The sequence below is a fragment of the Neobacillus driksii genome (assembly GCF_013409995.1).
In the GTDB taxonomy this organism is placed as follows: domain Bacteria; phylum Bacillota; class Bacilli; order Bacillales; family Cytobacillaceae; genus Neobacillus; species Neobacillus driksii.
The window spans coordinates 230,827-254,540 of sequence record NZ_JACCBX010000011.1 but is presented as its reverse complement, the minus strand read 5'-3'; the positions used below and the strand labels follow the sequence as shown (position 1 = coordinate 254,540).

The 23,714-nt window shown below is 38.0% G+C and carries 22 protein-coding genes; 21 read left to right on the top strand and 1 reads right to left on the bottom strand.

Going from position 1 to position 23,714, the window contains the following annotated elements; all coding sequences use genetic code 11:
• Positions 1-829 (bottom strand): transposase (locus F4694_RS23495; RefSeq protein WP_179602333.1); only part of this gene is annotated, 829 nt, incomplete at its 3' end.
• Positions 830-1,067: 238 nt separating this feature from the next.
• On the opposite strand from F4694_RS23495, the gene F4694_RS23490 reads away from it, so the two are divergent.
• The 21 genes from F4694_RS23490 to F4694_RS23390 all read left to right on the top strand — a co-directional run bounded on the left by F4694_RS23490 (position 1,068) and on the right by F4694_RS23390 (position 23,694).
• Positions 1,068-1,310 (top strand): YlmC/YmxH family sporulation protein, encoded by a 243-nt coding sequence (locus tag F4694_RS23490; RefSeq protein ID WP_179602332.1) that lies wholly within the window; start codon positions 1,068-1,070, stop codon positions 1,308-1,310.
• A gap of 178 nt (positions 1,311-1,488) precedes the next feature.
• A complete protein-coding gene (dpaA, locus tag F4694_RS23485) occupies positions 1,489-2,391 on the top strand; it encodes a dipicolinic acid synthetase subunit A (RefSeq protein ID WP_179602331.1) in 903 nt (300 codons plus the stop codon).
• A complete protein-coding gene (gene dpaB, locus F4694_RS23480; RefSeq protein ID WP_179602330.1) occupies positions 2,388-2,987 on the top strand; it encodes a dipicolinate synthase subunit B in 600 nt (199 codons plus the stop codon). Before dpaA ends, dpaB begins: the two co-directional genes overlap by 4 nt.
• 182 nt (positions 2,988-3,169) lie before the next feature.
• Positions 3,170-4,228: an aspartate-semialdehyde dehydrogenase gene (gene asd, locus F4694_RS23475; protein ID WP_179602329.1), complete on the top strand. Its 1,059-nt coding sequence runs from the start codon at positions 3,170-3,172 to the stop codon at positions 4,226-4,228.
• 33 nt (positions 4,229-4,261) lie between these two features.
• Positions 4,262-5,506, top strand: coding sequence for an aspartate kinase (gene dapG / locus F4694_RS23470; protein WP_179602328.1), 1,245 nt, complete (start codon positions 4,262-4,264; stop codon positions 5,504-5,506).
• A gap of 80 nt (positions 5,507-5,586) precedes the next feature.
• Positions 5,587-6,453, top strand: a complete 867-nt coding sequence (dapA, locus tag F4694_RS23465) for a 4-hydroxy-tetrahydrodipicolinate synthase (protein ID WP_179602327.1) — start codon at positions 5,587-5,589, stop codon at positions 6,451-6,453.
• Positions 6,454-6,690: 237 nt separating this feature from the next.
• Entirely contained in the window at positions 6,691-8,361 is a 1,671-nt protein-coding gene (locus F4694_RS23460; RefSeq protein ID WP_179602326.1) for a ribonuclease J, read from the top strand.
• Between the two features lie 160 nt (positions 8,362-8,521).
• The gene (locus F4694_RS23455; protein ID WP_179602325.1) at positions 8,522-9,274 is read left to right on the top strand and encodes a ClpP family protease; all 753 of its coding nucleotides are present in this window, start codon (positions 8,522-8,524) and stop codon (positions 9,272-9,274) included.
• Positions 9,271-9,507: a YlzJ-like family protein gene (locus tag F4694_RS23450; protein WP_179602324.1), complete on the top strand. Its 237-nt coding sequence runs from the start codon at positions 9,271-9,273 to the stop codon at positions 9,505-9,507. The genes F4694_RS23455 and F4694_RS23450 overlap by 4 nt, the downstream gene beginning before the upstream one ends.
• A gap of 158 nt (positions 9,508-9,665) precedes the next feature.
• Positions 9,666-12,008, top strand: coding sequence for a DNA translocase FtsK (locus F4694_RS23445; protein WP_179602323.1), 2,343 nt, complete (start codon positions 9,666-9,668; stop codon positions 12,006-12,008).
• Between the two features lie 246 nt (positions 12,009-12,254).
• A complete protein-coding gene (locus F4694_RS23440) occupies positions 12,255-12,980 on the top strand; it encodes a GntR family transcriptional regulator (RefSeq protein ID WP_179602322.1) in 726 nt (241 codons plus the stop codon).
• Between the two features lie 112 nt (positions 12,981-13,092).
• Positions 13,093-14,166, top strand: a complete 1,074-nt coding sequence (locus F4694_RS23435) for a BMP family lipoprotein (protein WP_179602349.1) — start codon at positions 13,093-13,095, stop codon at positions 14,164-14,166.
• 190 nt (positions 14,167-14,356) lie between these two features.
• The gene (locus tag F4694_RS23430; RefSeq protein WP_179602321.1) at positions 14,357-15,880 is read left to right on the top strand and encodes an ABC transporter ATP-binding protein; all 1,524 of its coding nucleotides are present in this window, start codon (positions 14,357-14,359) and stop codon (positions 15,878-15,880) included.
• Complete coding sequence (locus F4694_RS23425) at positions 15,877-16,956, top strand: ABC transporter permease (protein ID WP_179602320.1); 1,080 nt, start codon at positions 15,877-15,879, stop codon at positions 16,954-16,956. Before F4694_RS23430 ends, F4694_RS23425 begins: the two co-directional genes overlap by 4 nt.
• A 3-nt stretch (positions 16,957-16,959) precedes the next feature.
• Entirely contained in the window at positions 16,960-17,910 is a 951-nt protein-coding gene (locus tag F4694_RS23420; protein WP_179602319.1) for an ABC transporter permease, read from the top strand.
• Between the two features lie 201 nt (positions 17,911-18,111).
• Positions 18,112-19,392, top strand: a complete 1,281-nt coding sequence (gene yfmF, locus F4694_RS23415) for an EF-P 5-aminopentanol modification-associated protein YfmF (RefSeq protein ID WP_179602318.1) — start codon at positions 18,112-18,114, stop codon at positions 19,390-19,392.
• Entirely contained in the window at positions 19,392-20,681 is a 1,290-nt protein-coding gene (gene yfmH / locus F4694_RS23410) for an EF-P 5-aminopentanol modification-associated protein YfmH (protein WP_179602317.1), read from the top strand. Before yfmF ends, yfmH begins: the two co-directional genes overlap by 1 nt.
• 75 nt (positions 20,682-20,756) lie before the next feature.
• On the top strand, positions 20,757-21,479 hold the full coding sequence (ymfI, locus tag F4694_RS23405; protein WP_179602316.1) for an elongation factor P 5-aminopentanone reductase: 723 nt from the start codon (positions 20,757-20,759) through the stop codon (positions 21,477-21,479).
• Positions 21,480-21,558: 79 nt separating this feature from the next.
• On the top strand, positions 21,559-21,816 hold the full coding sequence (locus tag F4694_RS23400) for a DUF3243 domain-containing protein (RefSeq protein ID WP_179602315.1): 258 nt from the start codon (positions 21,559-21,561) through the stop codon (positions 21,814-21,816).
• A gap of 156 nt (positions 21,817-21,972) precedes the next feature.
• Positions 21,973-22,764 carry a DUF3388 domain-containing protein gene (locus tag F4694_RS23395; RefSeq protein WP_034676716.1) on the top strand — a complete coding sequence of 264 codons (792 nt, stop codon included), beginning with the start codon at positions 21,973-21,975 and terminating at the stop codon, positions 22,762-22,764.
• Between the two features lie 21 nt (positions 22,765-22,785).
• Positions 22,786-23,694 (top strand): helix-turn-helix domain-containing protein, encoded by a 909-nt coding sequence (locus F4694_RS23390; RefSeq protein ID WP_179602314.1) that lies wholly within the window; start codon positions 22,786-22,788, stop codon positions 23,692-23,694.
• Positions 23,695-23,714: the final 20 nt, after the last annotated feature.

Below are 23,714 nucleotides of genomic sequence, written 5' to 3'. Positions count from 1 at the left end.
CCGAATCAAGTGCCACAGCTTCTACTTTAAATCCAAAACGTTCGACCTGACGGTCTAACCGAGAAAGATAAGGGACAGAATCGTGAACATTTCCTGGTGTAACATACGCATCCGTTATGATGTTGAACTTCATGTCGGTAGTCCGATGATCAAGATAACAGAACATTTCCTGTTTATTCTCTCGTGACATAAACCCACATTCAGGATCAGTCGTGCTCAGTCGTATTTCCTTTTTCTCGGTCACCTCCTCTTTTTCCTTTAAAGGCTTTTTTCCATGATCTCTCCTGTCTTCCTCAATAGCTTTGTTTAAATCTACTACATATTCACGTGTTTCAACTTCCACTTCAACTCTAGAGAATTTATGTTTATTTGCATTCGCTTTAAGGTGTGTGGAATCGGAAAATAAAACTCTTCCTCCAACCATCTTATGGTTAATTGCTTTAAAGACAATCTCATCAAAAATTTCCTGAAATATATTTGTATCTTTAAAACGGGTCCGCCGATTCCAACTAATAGTGGAATGATGGGGAACTGGATCGTTTAGCTTTAATCCTAAGAACCATCGATAGGCCACATTCGTCTGAATTTCACGCTCTAATTGTCGTTCAGAACGAATGCCATAAAAATATCCGATAAACATCATCTTAAAGAGCTGTATAGGGTCCGAAGGACGCCCGTTATTTTCTGAATAAAAAGGACGGACCTTTTCACCAATAAAAGAAAAATCAATATACTTGTCCACCTTTCTTAATAGGTGATCTTGCGGTACTAAATCATCAATAAAAACAAATTCAGCTTCGTTTTGAATTTCTCTTTTTGGCTTATACATTCTATCCACCGTCCTATTATTTATATATATTATAACATATTAACGCGGTGAATCATTAAAGTAATTACGAAAAATAATAGCTGTCGAGATTTTCTCGACAGCCTGACAGTTCACCTGAACTGTTTTTTTTTGTTAGTGTCTAATTTCAACGCCCAGGCGCTTCCACTTTTCTTATTCTAAATTAGGACTTCCATCGATAAACATATAGTAAAGATGGTTTAGAGAGGAGTTTATTCACATGAGGTTAAGTGAATTAAGTGGAAAAGAAATTGTGGATGTAAAAAAGGCAGAGCGTTTGGGGGTTCTTGGTCAAACAGATCTTGAAATCAATGAAAATACTGGTCAAATTCAAGCATTGCTGATTCCATCTTCATTAAAATGGTTTGGCTTTAGAAAACAAGGTGGAGAAATTAGAGTTCCTTGGCAGCATATAAAAAAAATCGGCTCTGATATGATCATAATTGATGTACATGATGAATAGTAGAAGAAAAAATACAAATAGCCTAAAAGCCCAAGCAAAATAAATTTTGCTTGGGCTTTTTTATTTAACTGTGAATGGAAAACTCACAGATTGATTCATTCTTACATAAGATGTTGAAGTGATAAGAGTAAAAAAGACTTCCTGCTTGGATTTTTTTGAAAAGAAGGTGAATGATTTCATGCTGACAGGGATGCAGATAGCAGTGATCGGTGGAGATGCAAGACAGCTGGAGATTATCCGGAAGTTAACCGAGTTAGATGCCAGATTATCATTAATTGGTTTCGAGCAGCTTGACCACGCGTTCACAGGCGCTGTGAAGGAAAAGTTGGATGAAGTCGATTTTTCAAATATGGATGCCCTAATCTTACCGGTACCCGGTACAAATTTAGAAGGCCATGTCGAAACAATCTTTTCGAATGAAAAGGTAATTTTGACAGCCGAAATGCTTATGAAAACACCTGATCATTGTACCATTTACTCCGGAATTAGTAATGCTTATTTAAACGGGATTACCAAAGAAGCAAAGCGTCAGCTTGTACAGCTTTTTGAGAGGGATGATGTGGCTATATACAATTCTATTCCGACAGTAGAAGGAACCATTATGATGGCCATCCAGCATACCGATTTCACGATTCATGGTTCAAATATTACGGTATTAGGGTTAGGAAGAGTTGGGATGAGTGTGGCTAGAACCTTCCAAGCCCTAGGAGCTAAAGTGAAGGTAGGAGCAAGGAAAAGTGAACACCTTGCCAGAATTACGGAAATGGCTTTAACGCCTTTTCATTTAAATGATTTAGAAAAAGAGGTTAAAGATACAGATATTTTAATTAATACAATACCGTTACTAATTGTAAGTGCTTCTGTTATTTCCAAAATGCCTGCTCATACTCTGATCATTGATCTAGCCTCAAAGCCAGGTGGAACTGATTTTAGATATGCAGAAAAAAGAGGAATAAAAGCACTTCTTGCACCAGGATTACCTGGTATTGTCGCGCCAAAAACAGCTGGTCAAATACTAGCAAATGTTCTGGCCCAATTGCTTCAAGATGATTTAGGCAAGCGAAAGGGGATAATAAAATGAGTTTAAAAGGGAAAAAAATAGGCTTTGGGTTAACGGGGTCTCACTGCACGTATGACGCGGTATTCCCGGAAATTGAAAAGTTAGTTCAAGCTGGTGCTGAAGTTTTGCCAGTTGTAACCTTTACAGTGAAAAATACCGAAACTCGTTTTGGTAAAGGCGAGGACTGGATTCAGAGGATCGAGGATCTAACAGGAAACAGAGCGATAGATTCAATCGTGAAAGCAGAGCCCTTGGGACCAAAAATTCCTTTAGATTGTATGGTTATTGCCCCGATGACAGGTGTATCAATGAGCAAATTCGCAAACGCGATGAATGATAGCCCAGTTTTAATGGCTGCAAAAGCGACGTTAAGAAATTTAAAACCAGTCGTTCTTGGAATTTCAACCAATGATGCTTTAGGACTAAATGGAGTTAACTTAATGCGATTAATGGCAACAAAAAATATCTATTTTATCCCATATGGTCAAGACGATCCAATCAAGAAGCCGAATTCTATGGTAGCAAGGATGCCTATGTTAATGCAAACAGTAGAAGCAGCCATAGAAGGCCGTCAAATTCAACCAGTATTAGTCGAAAGATATAAGGACATAGACTAATTCACACTCCTTTCATCAAATATGGTTATTTCTTTCAAGGAATATGGTAATATATTTATAATTCAATCATCAGTGAGACAATCATCTCACTGATGAGAATGTATAATAATCTTTTCTGATTCTTTCCCATGAACAGAAATGACCAATAATCATAGATGAAAGATTGAAAGGGGTACTAGAAAATGAATCAAAGTAATGGTTACCATGTTGCCGTAGTAGGTGCAACAGGCGCGGTGGGTCAGCAAATGATCCAAACGTTAGTGAAAGAAAAATTTCCAATTAGACAGCTAACTCTATTATCCTCTGCACGTTCAGCAGGTAAGAAAGTGACGGTTGATGGTGTTGAGCATACGGTTCAGGAAGCTAAACCAGAAAGCTTTGCAGGTGTCGATATCGCTTTGTTCTCAGCTGGAGGAAATATCTCCAAAGAGCTTGCTCCTGAAGCAGTAAAACACGGGGCTATTGTAGTGGACAACACAAGTGCCTTTAGAATGGATCAAGATATTCCGTTAGTTGTGCCTGAGGTAAATGAACAAGATTTACACCAACATAATGGTATTATTGCTAACCCAAATTGTTCTACTATTCAAATGGTAGTAGCGTTAGAACCAATTAGGCAAAAATTTGGACTTAAGAAGGTTATTGTTTCGACGTATCAGGCAGTTTCTGGTGCAGGAGCTGTGGCAATTGAAGAATTACAGAATCAAACAAAGGCTATTATTAATGGTGAAACAGTAGAGCCAAAGATTTTACCTGTAAAAGGTGACAAGAACCACTATCAAATCGCCTTTAATGCGATACCACAAATCGATAAGTTCCAAGATAACGGTTATACCTATGAAGAAATGAAAATGATTAATGAAACAAAGAAAATCATGCATCTGCCAGAGCTGCATGTAGCTGCGACTTGTGTACGTTTACCTGTAGCAGTAGGTCACTCGGAATCTGTTTATTTTGAAATTGAAGAAGATGGTATAAGTGCAAATGAAATAAAAGAGTTATTAAAGACAGCTCCAGGCGTGGTGTTACAAGATGACCCAGAGAATCAGTTATATCCAATGCCTGCGAATTGTGTAGGAAGTAATGATGTGTTTGTAGGTCGAATTCGTAACGACCTTAATGAAGGTCGTGGTTTCCATATGTGGGTTGTTTCTGACAATTTACTCAAAGGTGCTGCCTGGAATTCAGTTCAAATTGCTGAGAGCTTGATAAAGCTGGGTTTAATCAAAGAAAAAAAATAAAGGCTTGATTATAAAGGCAGGTTTAAAGGTTATATGAAAATCATAGTACAAAAATTTGGCGGAACATCTGTGAAGGATGAAGAAAGCAGGCAACATGCAAAGAGACATATCAATAATGCATTAGCCGAAGGATATAAGGTAGTAGTTGTAGTATCTGCAATGGGAAGAAAGGGTGATCCCTATGCAACAGATACACTTCTCTCTTTAATTGGGAGTAATGAAAGTAAGGTCAGTAAACGTGAACAAGATCTTCTAGTATCATGTGGTGAAATTATTTCTAGCATTGTTTTTGCAAATATGCTGCAAGAAAATGGCATAAATGCGATTGCTTTGACCGGGGCTCAAGCAGGATTTCGAACAAACAGCGATCATTCACAGGCAAAGATAGTTGAAATGAAATGTGACCGACTGCTGCGAGATTTAGAAGACCATGATGTGGTTGTGGTTGCTGGTTTTCAAGGTGCTGCAAAGAACGGTGACGTTACAACAATTGGACGAGGTGGCAGTGATACATCTGCAGCAGCATTAGGAGCAGCTCTTAATGCTGAATGGATTGATATTTTTACTGACGTGGAAGGAATCATGACCGCAGACCCAAGGATAGCTGATAACGCTAGGCGACTTTCTGTTGTCACCTATACAGAAGTTTGTAACATGGCCTATCAGGGGGCGAAGGTTATTCACCCAAGAGCTGTAGAAATAGCCATGCAGGCAAAAGTTCCAATTCGAATCCGCTCTACCTATTCCGATGATTTAGGAACATTGGTGACATCCATCTCAAAAGAGTCTCGAGGCAGTGATATTAAAGAGAGAACTGTTACGGGAATAGCACATGTTTCGAATGTGACTCAATTCAAGGTATTTGCTAAAAAAGATCAGTACTACTTACAAGCCGAAGTTTTTAAAGCAATGGCAAATGAACAAATTAGTGTAGATTTCATAAACATTTCACCCAATGCTGTTGTTTATACAGTTACGGAGGAAATGACGGACAGGGCAATTAGGGTGTTAAAGGAAATAGGACATGACCCTGTTATAGAACGTCATTGTGCAAAGGTTTCTGTCGTGGGAGCAGGTATTGCCGGTGTTCCGGGTGTTACTTCAAGAATTGTTACAGCTCTTTCTGAGAACGGAATTCGCATATTACAATCCGCTGATAGTCACACTACGATTTGGGTACTAGTGAAACAAGACGACTTGGCTAAATCAGTTAATGCATTACATGACGCCTTTCATCTAGAAGAAGAAACCCTGGATATAAAGCTTACGGATATCTAATGTATTAGACGACAAAAGGCAGTCTAATCCTTTTATGCCTTTGTTGCAACGGGATTTTCGTAATTGAAAGGAGTAGTAAAATGGTTCATTTTGGTCGAGTTTCGACAGCCATGGTCACACCTTTTGATAAAAAAGGTCATATCGATTTTTCTAAAACCACCCAATTGGTAAATTACCTAATAGATAATGGGACAGAATCTCTTGTGGTTGCAGGAACAACAGGTGAATCTCCAACCTTGTCGAAGGAAGAAAAGCTGGCATTATTTGATCATGTTGTAAAGGTAGTTGCAAAAAGAATACCTGTAATTGCTGGCACAGGCAGTAATAATACCTACTCTTCGGTGGAATTGACGAGAAGAGCAGAGCAGCTTGGCGTGGATGGGATCATGTTAGTAGCACCTTACTATAATAAACCGAATCAAGAGGGATTGTACCAGCACTTTAAAACGATTGCCGAAGCCACTACTTTGCCAGTAATGGTTTATAATATACCATCAAGGGCATCCGTAAATATACATCCTGAAACGATTATAAGGCTGTCAAAAATACCGAATATTGTAGCGGTTAAGGAAGCAAGCGGCGATTTAAATGCGATGACAAATATTATTGCAAATACGGATCGTGACTTCGATTTGTATAGTGGCGATGACGCTATAGCCATACCGACACTTTCCATTGGCGGGGCTGGGGTGGTTTCCGTAGCCTCACATGTGATTGGGAATGAAATGCAAGAAATGGTGAAGTCGTTCTTAAATGGGGAACATGAAAAAGCGGCAAAACTACACCAAAAGCTTCTCCCAATTATGCAGGGGCTTTTTGCTGCTCCCAGCCCTGCGCCAGTTAAAACAGCACTTCAAATTAAAGGGCTTGATGTTGGATCAGTAAGGCTGCCTCTTGTACCATTAACGGAAAGAGAACGAGCTGCCTTAAGTAAATTATTGTTATAATAATATAAATGCCAATCGAATTTTTTTCGGTTGGCATTTGTAATTTTATACGAGTAAATGTGCAAAACGTCTAACTAAATAACCATAGATAGTAAAAACAACTAAATTTGGTTGTAAAGGTTTTCAACTATCAAGTATAATAATCATAACTGATTTCGATCGGGCAATTTTGAAATGTCGAAGACCTCTAGTGAAAGAGTGCTTGAGCTAGACAATCAACATAGGAGGAAACGGAAATTGATAAATAGAAAAAATAGTTCCATTAAGATTATTACGCTTGGTGGTATTGGAGAAATCGGGAAAAATATGTATCTTGTTGAAGTGGACAAGGACATCTTTATTATTGATGCCGGGCTAATGTTCCCCGAGGATGAAATGCTTGGCATTGATATCGTTATTCCAGACATCACTTATTTAACGGAAAACAAAGAAAGGGTTAAGGCTGTTTTCTTAACACACGGTCATGAAGATCATATCGGTGCTCTTTCCTATCTTCTCCGCCAGCTGGACGTACCTGTTTATGGAACTAAACTTACTTTAGCTCTTGCAAACGCGAAGCTAAAAGAGCAGGAATATAGCGGGAAAACTAATTTTATTGAAATAACATCGGATTCAGTTATCAACATGGAATCCGTTGAGGTAAGTTTCTTTCGAACAAATCACAGTATTCCGGACTCAGTTGGTGTTTGTGTCCAAACATCAGAGGGCAGTATTGTTTATACAGGTGATTTCAAATTTGATCAGGCAGCAACAAAGCTTTATAAACCTGATATTGGAAAGATGGCAGCTATTGGAGAAAAGGGTGTACTATGTTTACTCTCGGACAGTACAAATGCAGAAAAGCCCGGATACACTACATCTGAAGCCATCGTCGAACGAGAATTATCTTCAGCATTCTATAATACTCGAGGCAGAATTATTGCGGCTTGCTTTGCGTCAGACATAAACAGAATTCAGCATATTTTTGATGCTGCAAGGGATAATGGTCGTAAAGTAGCTGTTGTGGGAAAAAGTCTTGAAAGAATTTATCATATCGCACTAGATTTAGGTTACTTGGAAGTAGAAGAAGATCTTATTATCTCGGTGAATGAAATAAACAACTACGAAGATAGAGAAATAGTAGTTTTAATGACAGGCAGTCAAGGTGAGCCAATTGAGGCGCTCCAAAAAATGGCTAAACAATCTGCGAAACATGTTAATATTCAGCCAGGAGATACCGTATTAATTGCCGCTTCCCCACTTAGAGGCAGTGAATTATTAATATCCAGAACAGTGGATATGCTTTTTAGAGCAGGAGCCAATGTTATTTCAGGAAAAAGGACCATACATGTCTCTAGTCACGGCAGCCAAGAAGAACTAAAATTTATGATCAATCTAATGAAACCAAAGTTTTTTATCCCTGTGCATGGGGAATATAGAATGTTAAAGGCGCATAGGAAACTAGCCCTTGATTGTGGTGGAATTATAGATGAAAATATTATTATTCCCGATCGTGGCGATATCGTAGAATATAAGGATGGAAAGCTGACTATAGGTGGTAAGGTACCATCCGGAAATGTATTAATTGACGGTATTGGTGTCGGTGATGTTGGAAATATCGTATTACGAGACCGACGACTACTATCTCAAGATGGTATCTTAATTGTAGTCGTCACATTAACACGCCAGGATAAGAAAATCGCTGCTGGACCTGAAATTATCTCTCGTGGTTTTGTCTATGTTCGCGAATCTGAAAAGTTAATGGATGAATCAACTAAATTAGTTCAAGACATCGTCCAAAAGAACATCTCAAAGGAGTCTTTTGAATGGTCAAGTGCGAAGCAGGACATAAGAGATGTATTAAACCGATACTTATTTGAAAAAACCAAAAGAAGACCGATGATTCTTCCTATTATTATGGAAGTTTAATTAGAAGGGAGGCATTGGAAAAAACCAATGCTTTTCTTTATTGGCAAAAAGTTGGTCTTCGTTCCAATCAACGGACAAGTTGAAATGATTCTTGATATCTAAGAATGAAATTGTTTCATAGGTTAATACTAACGTTATCATGCGTGAAGGGAGACTTATGATGACAAGGGATTTACAACAAAACGAATCGGGTAATCAAGAAGGGCAGGAACCTCAAAAAGAGGATAAGCCTTCTTCTTTAATGGAAAAAATTCAACAGCTTGGGCAAACGAATGTACCACAGCTATCCTCCGATTCAAGAATTCATTGCTTAACAATTATCGGACAAATTGAGGGTCATTTAGCACTGCCTCCACAAAATAAAACTACAAAATATGAACACTTGATTCCTCAATTAGTAGCGATTGAACAAAATCCAAAAATAGAAGGAGTACTTATTATATTAAATACAGTAGGAGGAGATGTAGAAGCAGGGCTTGCCATTTCTGAAATGCTGGCTACACTCTCAAAACCAACTGTTTCGATTGTCTTAGGAGGAGGGCATTCCATTGGAGTGCCAATAGCCGTCTCGTGTGATCACAGTTTTATTGCTGAAACAGCAACGATGACCATTCATCCTATCCGATTAACGGGCCTTGTAATTGGGGTTCCCGCAACATTTGAATATTTAGATAAGATGCAGGATAGAGTGGTTAATTTTGTAACCAAGCACTCGAATATCACCGAAGAGAAATTTAAAGACTTAATGTTTGCTAAGGGAAATCTGACTCGCGACATAGGTACAAATGTCGTTGGTCCAGATGCAGTCGAATATGGATTAATTGATGAGGTTGGCGGACTAGGTCAAGCGATGAGGAAGCTAAACGAATTAATAGATCAAAGTAAAGCGTCTTCAGAGGGGCTGGTTCAATGATTCTTTATACCACGATGCCGCAGGAATTTATATATCCTCCTGAAACGGAATCATTTACTAAACAACAAACTGTAACCTATCAAGGTATATCATTAATTGTCGAACAAATGGACTCACAAAATGTGCAGGTTGTTCGCATATTAAGCAGTGACCCGCAGCATTATTTAGACGAGCGTATATGTCCTGGTGCTAAAATTTCTTGTGCCAGCATTGAAGGATTGTCCGCAAACTAGCAGGGTATTATGGTATAATTAGGATAAGAAGCTTAAGCAGCCATTCCGGCTGCTTTCTTCTTTTGGGTTTAATTATATTCTTATTGTATTTATACCGGTGTTTGATAATGCGATAGGATGATAATGATAGTATTACACTTCTATAGACAGGTGATTAGATGGCTAAGAAAAAAAGAAGATCAAAAAAGAGAGATAATCATTTAAAACAAACCGTTCAATTTGAACTTTCCGCGCTTGTCTTATTAGCACTGGCTATCATATCAATAGCAAAATTGGGAGCTGTTGGTGAGGCAGCAGTACTATTTTTCCGTTTTTGGATGGGTGAATGGTATATGCTCAGCCTGATTGGTCTCGTCATCCTCAGTGTATATCTGATGTGGAAACGAATGATACCCTTTATCTTTCATATTAAATTAGTTGGTATATATTTAATTGTTTCATCCATTCTCCTTTTAAGCCATGTTACGCTTTTTCATTTACTGACAAACGATGGGAACTTTAAAAACCCAAGTGTCATAAGTAACACGTGGGAGATTTTCATGATGGAAGTCAAAGGAGAAACCAGTACAATTGACCTTGGCGGAGGAATGATAGGTGCTATTCTTTTTGCTATGTTTCATTATCTTTTTGCTGAAACTGGTACCAAGATTATTGCTTTTATCTTTATATTAATTGGATTCATTTTACTTACAGGAAAATCATTCGGTGAGTTTGTTGCAAAAATAGGTATTGCTCTAATTGAATTTTCAAAGGGACAATGGAGTGCCTTTCACTTGGACATGGAAGAATGGAAGCAGAAAAAACAAGAAAAACGCGAAGAAAGAAGGATACAACAGCAGCGTGAACGGGAAAACCGTGCGGCTTCTGAACAGCCTGAAATCATCACTCCTCTGCAACACACGCAGGATGAAGTGGTCACACCTGAGCCACTGATCTCAAGTTTTGCAGATCGTGCTTATTCAGACGAGGAAACACAAAAACCTAAGCGAAGAAAAGAGGATCCCAAAAACAAAGGGAATGACCAGATAATAGAAGAAGATTCCACTCCTCCGATTACCTTCACGGAAGTTGAGAATGTAGCCTATGAATTACCACCTTTAAGACTCCTTAAACTTCCGAAGAAGACAGATCAGAGCGGAGAATACGAATTAATCCATGCAAATGCAGCTAAACTGGAACGAACTTTTCAGAGCTTTGGGGTAAAAGCGCGAGTAACCCAGGTCCATCTAGGACCAGCTGTTACAAAATATGAGGTGCACCCTGATGTAGGCGTTAAGGTTAGTAAAATTGTTAGTCTAAGTGATGACCTCGCCTTAGCACTTGCTGCTAAAGATATCCGTATTGAAGCTCCTATTCCCGGGAAGTCGGCCATTGGGATAGAAGTACCGAATTCTGAGGTGGCAATGGTGTCCCTAAGAGAGGTATTAGAAGCAACCCAAAATAATAAACCGGAGTCAAAACTACTGATTGGTCTTGGAAGAGATATCACTGGGGAAGCAGTACTTGCTGAATTAAATAAAATGCCCCATTTGCTCGTGGCCGGTTCAACCGGAAGCGGGAAGAGTGTTTGTATTAATGGTATTATTACAAGCATTTTAATGAGAGCTAAGCCTCATGAAGTAAAATTAATGATGATTGATCCAAAGATGGTGGAGTTAAATGTCTATAATGGTGTACCACATTTATTAGCACCTGTGGTAACAGAACCTAAAAAAGCATCGCAGGCTTTGAAAAAGGTTGTAAGTGAAATGGAGAGACGATATGATCTTTTCTCCCATACAGGAACACGTAATATTGAAGGCTATAATGACCACGTTAAGAGGCACAATATCGAGGAAAATGACAAGCAGCCACTTTTGCCATATATCGTTGTAATTGTGGACGAGCTAGCTGACCTAATGATGGTAGCTTCTTCAGACGTAGAGGACTCGATTACTAGATTGGCCCAAATGGCCCGTGCTGCTGGAATTCACTTAATAATAGCAACCCAGCGTCCATCTGTTGATGTCATAACGGGGGTTATTAAGGCAAATATCCCATCAAGAATTGCCTTTGCTGTCTCGAGTGCTACCGATTCAAGGACAATCTTGGATATGGGGGGGGCAGAAAAACTCCTAGGTAGAGGGGATATGTTATTCCTGCCAGTTGGTGCTTCAAAACCTGTTCGTGTACAGGGAGCATTTTTATCGGATAATGAGGTGGAAGATACCGTTAATTTTGTAATCGGACAGCAAAAAGCACAGTATCAAGAAGAGATGATACCAGATGATACACCAGAGGCAGTTGGCGAAGTGGACGATGATTTATATGCCGATGCTGTTGATTTAGTTATTGAAATGCAAACTGCTTCAGTGTCAATGCTGCAACGCCGTTTTCGAATTGGCTATACAAGAGCTGCACGTTTAATTGATGAAATGGAAGCTCGTGGTATTGTAGGGGCATATGAAGGCAGTAAACCTAGAACTGTTTTACAATCAAAACCAAACGAAGAAGTGAATTAAAAAAAGAGCCATCCGGCTCTTTTTTTTACATATTAAACCTATTGATTGTAGACAACTATAAATTATAGCAGATTTCAGAGTAAATAGTCCTATTAATTTTGACATCTTTCGACAATTTTGCTTTTTTCGACAAAAGTTATAAATTCTATTTCCATATGCCTAAAAAAATGGTATATTATTTTCGATTAGTAGGAATGATTATACATCAGATGTCTGATGTCTTAGGAAAGAGTTGGAGGTACCTGCATGTCTATTAAGCTAGATAACCGACATTTATACTTACAAGTTATCGATCGGTTAAAGCAAGATATCGAACTAGGAGTATACAAAGAAAAAGAAAAACTACCTTCTGAATTTGATCTTGCCAAACAACTGGGTGTAAGTAGAGCCACGCTTCGAGAAGCACTTCGAATACTTGAAGAGGAAAATGTTATCATTCGCCGCCATGGTGTCGGTACGTTTGTTAACGCAAAACCTTTGTTTACCTCAGGTATTGAACAACTTAATAGTGTCACGGACATGATCTTACAAGCTGGGATGAAACCAGGCACCATTTTCTTAAGTTCATCAACTGTTGGTGCTACTGAAGAGGATATACGTCGTTTCTCATGTTCTACAAATGAGGAAATTGTAATCATGGAGAGGGTAAGAACAGCAAACGGGGAACCAGTCGTTTATTGTATCGACAAGGTACCTGAAAAAATCCTGCCAGAGACATTTTCTCATGGTGAGGAATCAATTTTCTCGATTTTAGAAGAAGAGGCCAACCGAAAGATTACTTATGCGGTTGCTCAAATTGAACCCATTGGTTATCATGAGAAAATTTCACCTATTTTAGAATGTGAACCAGAAACGGCATTGCTTGTACTAAAGCAAATGCATTTCGATGAATTGGATGAACCAGTCCTTTTCTCGGTAAACTACTTTAAAGCAGATAAATTTAGTTTTCAAGTTTTGCGAAAAAGATTTTAATTTTTTTTGAGATAATGAAAACGTAATCAAACTGCTTTCTGAAAGTTCCTACTAAATCAAACAAAAATATTGGGGGTCAATTGCCTTGGAAAAACGTAAATTTGGCTTAGCTATGTCATTGATTTTAGCTTCAGGCACATTGTTAGCAGCATGTGGCGGCGGAGATGACAAGGGTACTGGTACAGACAATGGTAAAGATGCTGTTAAAATTGGTATGGTTACCGATGCAGGTACAATTGATGACAAATCCTTTAACCAAAATACTTGGGAAGGTATTAAAAAAGCTGAGGAAGAACTTGGAATTCAATCTAAATATCTTAAGCCAGCTGGTACAACTGAGGCAGAATACCTTAAAGAAATGGGTAACTTATACGACGCAGGTTATAAGTTTATCGTAACACCTGGATTTAAGTTTGAAACTGCCGTGTTCCATGCGCAAGATAAATATAAAGATGCAAAATTCGTAATCCTTGATGGTAACCCGCATTCAGGTGACTTTAAGCCAGTTGTTAAAGACAACACAGTTGCAGTTTTCTTTGCGGAGCATGAGTCAGGTTTCCTAGCTGGTGTTGCTGCTGCCCTTGAATTAAAAGAAGGTGAAGCTGGTTTCATCGGTGGTATGGAAATTCCTGCTGTTCAAAAGTTTAACTGGGGCTTCCAACAAGGTGTTAAATATGCAAATGAAAACCTAGGAACAAGCCTAACACTTAAAGCTGAAAACGTAGTTTATCAAGGTTCATTTGATAACGTAGCTGCTGGTGGACAAATTGCTGCTCAAATGTATGACCGTGGTGTAGATGTAATCTTTACAGCTGCTGGCGGTGTTGGTGTAGGTGCAATCAACGAAGCAAAAACACGTGGTAAAGCTGGCGAAAAAGTTTGGATCGTTGGTGTCGACTCTGATCAGTACGAAGATGGAAAATATGATGGAGATAAATCAATTATCTTAACTTCAGCTATGAAGAAATTAGACAACGTTACATTGGATATCATTCAGCGTGAGTTAGATGGTGATTTCCCTGGTGGCGAAACATTAGTATTCGATGCTAAAAACGATGGTATTGGCTTACCAGCAGAAAATCCAAACTTAAGCGATGATACAACTACAAAAGTAAAAGAAGTATTTGAAAAAGTTAAGTCTGGCGAAATCAAAGTTGCTTCTGAACAAGGAAGCTTATTCAAGTAAAAAAAATCATAAAGAGAGACGGTATCTCCCGTCTCTTTTATGTCCTTTTATGTATGATTGTTCTGGCAACTATGCATATTACTAGAGAAATCATATATAACGTTTCAATATCCTTCGGTTTTAGATGTTGTAATAGGGGACTCCCTATTTTCAAAGAAACTCGAGTCTATATAAAAAGGTGAGTGCTACTATGAGTTATGTGGTTGAAATGCTGAATATTAGGAAAGAATTCCCTGGTATTGTAGCAAATGATAATATTACCCTCACATTAAAAAAAGGGGAAATACATGCCTTATTAGGGGAAAACGGTGCCGGTAAGTCAACACTAATGGGTGTATTATTTGGTATGTATCAACCTGAAAAAGGGATCATTAAAATACGGGAAAAAGAAGTTAAAATTACAAATCCCAATGTTGCTAATCAGCTTGGCATTGGAATGGTCCATCAGCATTTTAAATTAGTAGAAAATTTTACCGTTACTGAAAATATTATTTTAGGCAGTGAACCATTAAAAGGTATGGTTTTAGATATTGATAAGGCTGCTAAAAGAATAGCAGAATTATCAAAGCACTACGGCTTAAACGTTGATCCACATTCAAAAATTGAAGATATCTCAGTAGGAATGCAGCAAAGAGTAGAAATCATGAAAATGCTTTACCGTGAAGCTGAAGTTCTAATCTTTGACGAACCAACAGCTGTATTAACACCGCATGAAATTGAAGAGTTAATGAAAATTATGCGTAATCTTATCAATGAAGGTAAATCAATTATCATTATTACACATAAGTTGAAAGAAATTAAAGCGGTTGCAGACCGTTGTACTGTTATTCGACGTGGAAAAGGAATCGGAACAGTTAACGTAAAAGAAACAAGCACCGCACAAATGGCAGAAATGATGGTTGGACGTGAAGTAAACTTTAAAGTGGATAAGAAAGCTAGTACACCTGGTGAGGTAGTACTTCAAATAGATTCTATTTCGGTGAAAAACAATAGAAAAGTATTAGGACTTAAAAACTTCTCGGTTGAAGTAAGAAGAGGAGAAATTGTCGGTATCGCCGGGGTTGAAGGAAATGGTCAATCAGAAATCGTTGAAGCGATTACCGGACTTAGAAAAGTTGAATCAGGGAAAATTTTATTAAAAGGTAAAGAAATTACAAATATTCCAATTCGCCAAAGAATTGAAAGCGGAATTGGCCATATCCCTGAAGATAGACATAGACGGGGACTTGTCCTTGATTATACACTAGAAAATAACATGGTGTTAGAAGTTTATAATAAACCTCCGTTTGCAAAGGCTGGATTACTTAATGGCGCAGCAATAAGGAAGTATGCGAAAAGTATTTTAGAAAACTTTGACGTTCGTTCAGGTGAAGGCGGAGCTTCTATTGCAAGGACTCTATCTGGAGGTAATCAGCAAAAGGCTATCATTGGGCGTGAAATGGAATTAGATCCTGATTTACTCATTGCCGTACAACCTACACGTGGATTGGATGTAGGATCGATTGAATATATTCACAGAAGACTAATCGAACATCGTGACAAAGGAAAGGCTGTGCTTCTAGTTTCATTGGAGCTTGATGAAGTACTGCAGCTTTCAGACCGAATTGCCATCGTAAATAATGGAGAGTTGATTGGAACTGTTAATGCCTCTGAAACGAATGAAAATGAAGTAGGACTGATGATGGCAGGAGTGAGTAAGGAGGGAACCGTGTGAGAAACACCATTGTATCATTAATTTCAATTATTTTAGGACTAATCGCGGGTGGCCTGCTAATGTTATTTATAGGGGCAAGCCCAATCGAAGGTTATACGTATTTATTCCAAGGTGCATTAAAAAATATATCACGTATTGGTGATACGCTTGCAACAGCAACACCGCTTGTTTTTACTGGACTTGCTGTCGCTTTTGCCTTCCGTACAGGTCTATTTAATATTGGTGCAGCGGGTCAAATGTTAATTGGCGGCCTTTGTGCTACTGCAGTCGCTTTAACGTTTGATCTTTCAAGACCAATTTTAATCCTAGTAATGATACTAGCTGGTATCGTTGGCGGAGGATTATGGGCATTTATTCCAGGCTATTTTAAAGCAAGATTCAATGTGCATGAAGTAGTATCAACCATTATGATGAACTGGATTGCGTATTGGACAGTTTACTATGTGGTTCCAGGTTATTTTAAAGGTGAATTCCTTGAAACTGAATCACGTAAACTTGCAGAAGAGTCCACCTTGAGAACGCCTTGGCTGACAGAAATGTTTCAAGGTTCTTATATCAACTTAGGGTTGTTCTTTGCGGTTATTGCTGTAATTATCATTGCATTTATTATAAATAAAACAACATTAGGTTTTGAATTAAAAGCGGTAGGTTTCAACCGGCATGCAGCAGAGTATGCAGGTATGAAAGTTAATCGCAACATTATCTTATCTATGTTAATTTCAGGAGCACTAGCAGGTCTTGGCGGGGTAGCATTATACACAGGTAATGCTTCCAGCATGCAAATTGGTATCTTACCATCCCAGGGTTACGATGGCATTGCCGTTGCGTTACTTGGTGCAAACTCTCCAATCGGCGTATTCTTTGCAGCACTTCTTTTTGGTATTCTTTATTCAGGTACAGGCTTTATGAATGCGATGATCGAGATCCCGCCTGAACTAGCAAATACAATTATAGCTATTATTATCTACTTTGCGGCTACAAGCGTAATGATTCACCGTCTATTAAATAAATTCCGCAAGACTCGTTCAAATGCAAATGATGTAAATGGACCTGTTGGCAAGAAGGGAGAAGCATAATATATGTGGACCATAATTGAACAAATATTCCCTTACGCAATTGTTTTTACAATTCCTCTACTAATAACTGCACTAGGCGGTCTTTTTAGTGAAAGAAGCGGTATCGTAAATATCGGTTTAGAAGGTTTAATGATTTCAGGAGCATTTGCGAGTGCTTTAACTGTTAACTTTCTGCAAGATAAAATGCAAGGATCAACGATTTTATGGATTGGTTTATTAGTAGCGGTGGTAGTAGGTATTTTGTTCTCCCTATTACATGCTTTTGCAAGCATAAATTTAAGTGCTGACCAAGTAATCAGTGGTACTGCGATTAATATGATTGCAATGGCTTTAACAGTATTCTTAGCTAGAAATATTACTGGTAGTGGTAATATTCGTATTACAAGTGGATTTACGCCATTTGATGTGCCGGTCTTATCTCAAATCCCAATAATCGGAGATCTATTGTTTACGAAAACATATGCAACAACTTGGTTTATTTTAGTTGTACTACTTTTAAGTGCATTTATTTTAAACAAAACGAAATTTGGCCTGCGTTTAAAATCATGTGGTGAGTTTCCACAGGCTGCCCAAGCTGCCGGGATTAATGTAGTAAGAATCCGTTATATCGGAGTTATGATTTCTGGTGCTTTAGCAGGATTAGGCGGTGCCATTATTATATTAACATACGCAGGCGAATTCACTGGTTCTGTATCAGGACTAGGATTCCTAGCACTTGCTTCGTTAATTTTTGGTCAATGGAGACCATTAGGGATTTTAGGAGCAACATTATTCTTCGGATTTGCTAGTACAATCGCTAACGTATCTCAAGTTATCCCAGAATTGGCTGTTATACCGCCAATCATTCTGAAAATTTTCCCATACGTAGTAACCTTAATTGCTTTAGTAATCTTCTCTAAATCTTCACAAGCACCTAAAGCAGCGGGAGAACCATTTGATCCAGGAAAACGATAATAAATGTAAGTTAAAGAGGCTGGCTAATTTGTCAGCCCTTTTTGTTTTGTATAGGAGTCAGTAGCTTAAACTTGTAAAAACCAAGCCTGGCAAATTATAGTAAGAATAAGTGATAAAAACAATGGAAAAGATGTAAAATAACACGATGAATGTTTACATATATAATAAGAAGGATTTTGAAATCTGAAGGAGGGTTATGAGATGGATTCAACTGCCGAAAAAATCACCACTATGCAGGGCTACAAACTCCATGTCATTGAAACAGATAAATACAAAACGAATACATTTGTATGGAAAATGAAAGCGCCTTTAACAAAAGAAGATGTTACTAAGAGAGCACTGCTTCCTCAGGTTTTACAAAGCAGCTCTGCAAACTATCCGACCACGACTGCATTACGTTCTTATTTAGATGAATTATATGGTGCCACTCTATTTATTGATTTAGCGAAAAAAGGTGAATATCATATAATTAGTTTTACACTGGAGATCGCAAATGAGAAATTCTTAAGTGATCCTACCCCTTTACTGAAAAAAGGATTTGAACTTCTTTCTGAGGTTTTGACTAAGCCAAATGTTTCAGGAAATGCATTTGATCAAGAAACTGTGAACAAAGAAAAGCGAACATTAAAGCAGCGAATTCAATCTGTTTATGATGATAAGATGCGTTATTCGAACGTACGCCTGCTTCAAGAAATGTGTAAGGGTGAGCCCTACGCTCTGCAAGTGAATGGAGAAGCAGAGGATGTTGATACGATTACTCCTGAAAATTTATACGAATATTTTAAGAATGCGTTTTCCGAGGATGAGCTGGATCTTTATGTCATTGGTGATGTAAAGGAAGAGGAAGTAAAAAGCCTTGCAGAGAATTTATTGAAATTTGAAAACCGTACACCGAAAAAGGTAGTAACCACTGAGATACCAAAGAAGGACCAGGTAAATGAAATTAAAGAAGAACAAGATGTAAAACAAGGGAAATTAAATGTCGGGTACCGTACAAATATTGTCTATGGTGATTCCGATTATTTCGCACTTCAATTGTTCAATGGCATTTTTGGCGGTTTTTCGCATTCTAAATTGTTTATCAATGTTCGTGAAAAAGCAAGCTTGGCTTATTATGTATCCAGCAGGCTTGAGAGTCATAAGGGGCTCATGATGGTCATGTCAGGGATTGATTTGAAGAACTATGACCAGGCAGTGGGAATCATTCGCGATCAGTTAGAAGCGATGCAAAAAGGCGATTTTACTGATCAAGAATTAATTCAGACAAAAGCAGTGATTCGAAATCAAATTCTTGAAACCATTGATACCTCCCGGGGATTAACGGAAATTCTTTATCATAACGTTGTGGCTGCCAAGGATATTAAACTTGAGCAGTGGATTAATGATATGGAAAAAACGACAAAGGAAGAAATTGTCGCTGTAGCGAATAAAATTGAACTTGATACCATCTACTTCTTAACAGGAACGGAGGCGGTAAAATAATGGAGAAAATTAATTTTGACCAGCTCCAAGAAGAGCTTTATCATGAAAAGTTATCCAATGGTTTAAATGTCTATATATTGCCAAAAAAAGGGTTTAATAAAACGTACGCTACCTTTACGACAAAGTATGGATCCGTTGATAATAATTTTGTTCCGTTGGGGAAAGAGGAATATGTAAAGGTTCCAGATGGGATTGCCCATTTCCTTGAGCATAAACTGTTTGAAAAGGAAGACGGAGATGTTTTTCAACAGTTCAGCAAACAAGGGGCGTCTGCAAATGCCTTTACCTCTTTTACCAGGACTGCGTATTTATTTTCCAGTACCTCGGATGTAGAAAAAAACCTGGAAACGTTAGTTGATTTCGTTCAAGATCCTTATTTTTCGGAAAAAACGGTCGAAAAGGAAAAAGGGATTATCGGTCAGGAAATTACTATGTATGATGATAATCCTGATTGGCGTCTCTATTTTGGACTGATTCAAAATTTATATCAAAACCATCCTGTGAAGATTGATATTGCCGGTACCATTGAATCGATTTCACATATTACAAAAGATTTACTTTATGAGTGCTACAATACCTTTTATCATCCGAGCAATATGTTATTGTTTATTGTTGGACCAGTCGATCCAAATAAATTTATGGATCAAGTTAGAGAAAACCAAGCGAAAAAGAATTACAAAGAGATGCCAGAGATTAAGCGTAAATTTGAAGACGAACCACTTCAGACTGGACAGCCAAAGCAAGTGCTGGAAATGAATGTGCAAACCTCTAAATGCTTAATTGGGATGAAAGCATTGCATGTTGATCAAACGGGGCCAGAGTTATTAAAGAATGAACTAACCATGAATGTACTCCTGGATTTGTTATTTGGTAAAAGCTCGGAGAATTATAATCAACTTTATAATGAAGGTCTAATTGATGAAACCTTCTCTTATGATTATACACAGGAACAAGGTTTCGGCTTTGCAATGGTTGGCGGAGATACAGAAAATCCCGATAAACTTGCAGATGATCTTAAAAACATGCTATTTCAAGCTAAGAATGGAACAACATTCACAGAGGAGCAATTAGATAGAGCTAAAAAGAAAAAAATAGGGGCATTTTTACGTGCTGTGAACTCACCAGAATATATCGCTAATCAGTTCACAAGATATGCCTTTAACGATATGAATTTGTTCGATGTTGTTCCTACACTAGAGAAAATAACGATGAATGATATTAAAACCATGTCATCAGAAGTTATTTCAGAAGAACGTTTCTCAGTATGTCAAGTAATACCTAAGAAATAACAAAGAAGCGCCGCTAGCCGGCGCTTTTCTTTTCGTTTATTATGAGGAGTAGTTAGAATAGAAAGAGTGAAGTATGTGGAAAAATTTGCATTAGTTACTGGATCAAGCGGTGGAATTGGACAAGCGGTGGCTTTAAAATTAGCGTCTATCGGTTATAATTTGTATCTGCATTTTAATCAAAATGAAGCAGCAATGAGGGAACTGCTAAATGAACTTGAACCCTTTGGCGGTGAATATACTTCTATTCAAGCCAATTTAGAAGAGCCGGATAGTTATAAAAAGGTTTGTTCACAGATCTTCTCCCTCGATGTCATTGTTCATTGCAGCGGTAATACGCACTATGGCCTTCTTGTTGATGTAAAACAGGAAGATGTAGAATCATTAATGAGGGTCCATGTGATGAGTCCTTTAATGATAACGAAAGAACTTTTGCCAAAGCTTATTAAAAAACGTTCAGGAAATGTAATCCTTATATCCTCCATCTGGGGTCAAACAGGTGCCGCATGCGAAGTGATCTATTCGACGGCTAAGGGGGCACAAATATCATTCGTAAAAGCATTAAGTAAAGAAGTTGCATTAAATGGGGTGCGGGTGAATGCAATTGCTCCTGGGGCGGTCGAGACTCCTATGATGAGCCAGTTTTCTGAGGAGGATAAACAACTTCTTCAATACGAAATTCCCATGGGCAGGTTAGGTGTTCCCGAGGAAATCGCTAATGGTGTTAAATTTTTACTATCAAATGAATCTTCATATATTACGGGACAAGTTCTATCAATAAATGGCGGCTGGTATACATAAAATATACATATTTTTTCATGAATAAATTCCTCCCTATCATTGCAAAATAACAATGTACAACTAAAAAGGAGGGTTTAATATGTCTGTTTTAGATAACTGGAAGCAATGGGAAGATTTTCTTGCTGACCGCCTTCACCAAGCTCAAAATGAAGGAATGAGCGAGGGTGCGATAAGTGCGCTTGCATTACAGATTGGTGATTACCTTTCAGAGCAGGTAGAACCGAAAAACGAGCAAGAAAGAATTCTTGCAGATCTTTGGTCTGTTGCCGATAAAGAAGAGCAGCAAGCCATTGCAAACATAATGGTTAAATTAGTTCAAAATAATGGCAGTCGTTAAGAGAGAGGGTAACCTCTCTTTTTTTTGCTATTTAGGAGTCATACATACTTAATTATCGTTTGAGCTTGTTTTTACTTTCATCTTCTATCAAAATCATATATTATATTGGATAGATGAGGAAATGAAAAATTTGTCGTTACGCCTAAGGAGGTTTTTATGGAGAAAAAAGAGTGGTATTTAGAATATGAGATTCAAAAAAACCGTCCTGGTTTATTGGGCGACATTTCTTCCCTGCTCGGAATGCTTTCAATTAATATTGTAACCATTAATGGTGTAGATGAAGGTCGACGCGGTTTATTGATCTTAGCAAAAGATGATAACCAAATTAAACGGTTAGAGTCAATTTTAAATACAATGGACACAATAAAAGTAATAAAGATTAGAGAACCAAAACTACGTGACCGTCTGGCTGTCCGCCATGGCCGATACATACAACGTGATGCGGATGATAAAAAGACATTCCGGTTTGTTCGGAGTGAACTTGGTGTATTGGTTGATTTTATGGCAGAATTATTTAAGCAGGAAGGACACAAACTGATAGGTATTCGTGGGATGCCGAGGGTAGGTAAAACCGAGTCTGTTGTAGCAGCGAGCGTATGTGCCAATAAGCGATGGTTATTCGTATCTTCCACTCTTCTAAAACAGACGATACGGAACCAGCTGATCCAAGATGAATACAACGAAAATAATTTGTTTATTCTTGATGGAATTGTTTCAACCAAACGTGCTAGTGAACGACATTGGCAGCTAGTCCGTGAGATCATGCGTTTACCGGCTGTTAAAGTGGTCGAACACCCTGATATTTTTGTTCAAAATTCTGAGTATACGCTTGATGATTTTGATTATATTATTGAGCTCCGAAACGATGCAGACGAAGAAATTACGTATGATATTGTCGACCAAAATAACTTATTCTCTGGCTCTGATTTTGGAGATTTTGGATTTTAATTAATTGGAAGGTGTTAATAAGTGACTGAATTAGGTAATCGACTAAAAGAAGAGCGATTAGCCAAAGGATTAAGCTTAGAGGATTTACAGTCAATCACAAAAATTCAAAAGCGGTATTTAATAGGGATTGAAGAAGGCAATTATTCTAGTATGCCGGGAAATTTTTATGTTCGAGCTTTTGTAAAACAATACGCTGAAGCGCTGCAGCTTAATCCAGAAGAAATATTTGAGACGTATAAAAACGAAATCCCAGCAACTCACAATGAGGATCTACCTGAGAAATTATCTCGAGTAAAAACGCGAAAGACCGTAACGGAAGGATCCTCGAAAATCTTTGATATCATTCCAAAGGTCTTAATTGGGGTCTTTATTATTGGAGCTGCGGGGTTACTGTATTTTTTCTTTGTTAATAACGTTGGAGACAAGGCCAATGACCAAGTTAACGAGGAAAATGAGCCTGTGAAATTTGTACGCTCTGAAAATCTGGACAAAGCAGACGAGACAGAAAAAGAAAACACAAAAGAAAATGAAGAAGAAGAAGAAGAGAATGATGAACAAAAGGCTGTTGAGGAGAAGCCGGTTGTAGAAACTCCGAAACAAGAATTAATAGCTGTTCAAAACAGTGGAAAGAACTCTACCTATGATTTGAAAAATGCTGATAAATTTGTTGTAAAACTGGTTTCAACAGGGAATACATGGGTAAGTGTTAAAAATGGCAGTGGTATTTCCAAGTTCAATGGGATGTTATCAAACACTGGTACACAAAGTACAGAAGTAGATCTAGCAGGTGAATCCAAAGCAGTCATTGTTGTTGGTAATGCGGTAGGTACTGAGATTTACGTCAATGACCAAAAGCTTGAGTATGCAATCGCACCTGCTGATCAGGTTGTTCAGAACATTACGATTCAATATGTTCCGAAGAACGAATAGTCATCAAGCGATGACTATTT

Excerpts from the sequence above, each read along its gene's own strand:
- F4694_RS23490 (WP_179602332.1), top strand. The coding sequence starts at position 1,068 with ATGAGGTTAAGTGAATTAAGTGGAAAAGAAATTGTGGATGTAAAAAAG.
- dpaA (WP_179602331.1), top strand. The coding sequence starts at position 1,489 with ATGCTGACAGGGATGCAGATAGCAGTGATCGGTGGAGATGCAAGACAG.
- dpaB (WP_179602330.1), top strand. The coding sequence starts at position 2,388 with ATGAGTTTAAAAGGGAAAAAAATAGGCTTTGGGTTAACGGGGTCTCAC.
- asd (WP_179602329.1), top strand. The coding sequence starts at position 3,170 with ATGAATCAAAGTAATGGTTACCATGTTGCCGTAGTAGGTGCAACAGGC.
- dapG (WP_179602328.1), top strand. The coding sequence starts at position 4,262 with ATGAAAATCATAGTACAAAAATTTGGCGGAACATCTGTGAAGGATGAA.
- dapA (WP_179602327.1), top strand. The coding sequence starts at position 5,587 with ATGGTTCATTTTGGTCGAGTTTCGACAGCCATGGTCACACCTTTTGAT.
- F4694_RS23455 (WP_179602325.1), top strand. The coding sequence starts at position 8,522 with ATGACAAGGGATTTACAACAAAACGAATCGGGTAATCAAGAAGGGCAG.
- F4694_RS23450 (WP_179602324.1), top strand. The coding sequence starts at position 9,271 with ATGATTCTTTATACCACGATGCCGCAGGAATTTATATATCCTCCTGAA.
- F4694_RS23445 (WP_179602323.1), top strand. The coding sequence starts at position 9,666 with ATGGCTAAGAAAAAAAGAAGATCAAAAAAGAGAGATAATCATTTAAAA.
- F4694_RS23440 (WP_179602322.1), top strand. The coding sequence starts at position 12,255 with ATGTCTATTAAGCTAGATAACCGACATTTATACTTACAAGTTATCGAT.
- F4694_RS23435 (WP_179602349.1), top strand. The coding sequence starts at position 13,093 with ATGTCATTGATTTTAGCTTCAGGCACATTGTTAGCAGCATGTGGCGGC.
- F4694_RS23430 (WP_179602321.1), top strand. The coding sequence starts at position 14,357 with ATGAGTTATGTGGTTGAAATGCTGAATATTAGGAAAGAATTCCCTGGT.
- F4694_RS23420 (WP_179602319.1), top strand. The coding sequence starts at position 16,960 with ATGTGGACCATAATTGAACAAATATTCCCTTACGCAATTGTTTTTACA.
- yfmF (WP_179602318.1), top strand. The coding sequence starts at position 18,112 with ATGGATTCAACTGCCGAAAAAATCACCACTATGCAGGGCTACAAACTC.
- yfmH (WP_179602317.1), top strand. The coding sequence starts at position 19,392 with ATGGAGAAAATTAATTTTGACCAGCTCCAAGAAGAGCTTTATCATGAA.
- F4694_RS23400 (WP_179602315.1), top strand. The coding sequence starts at position 21,559 with ATGTCTGTTTTAGATAACTGGAAGCAATGGGAAGATTTTCTTGCTGAC.
- F4694_RS23395 (WP_034676716.1), top strand. The coding sequence starts at position 21,973 with ATGGAGAAAAAAGAGTGGTATTTAGAATATGAGATTCAAAAAAACCGT.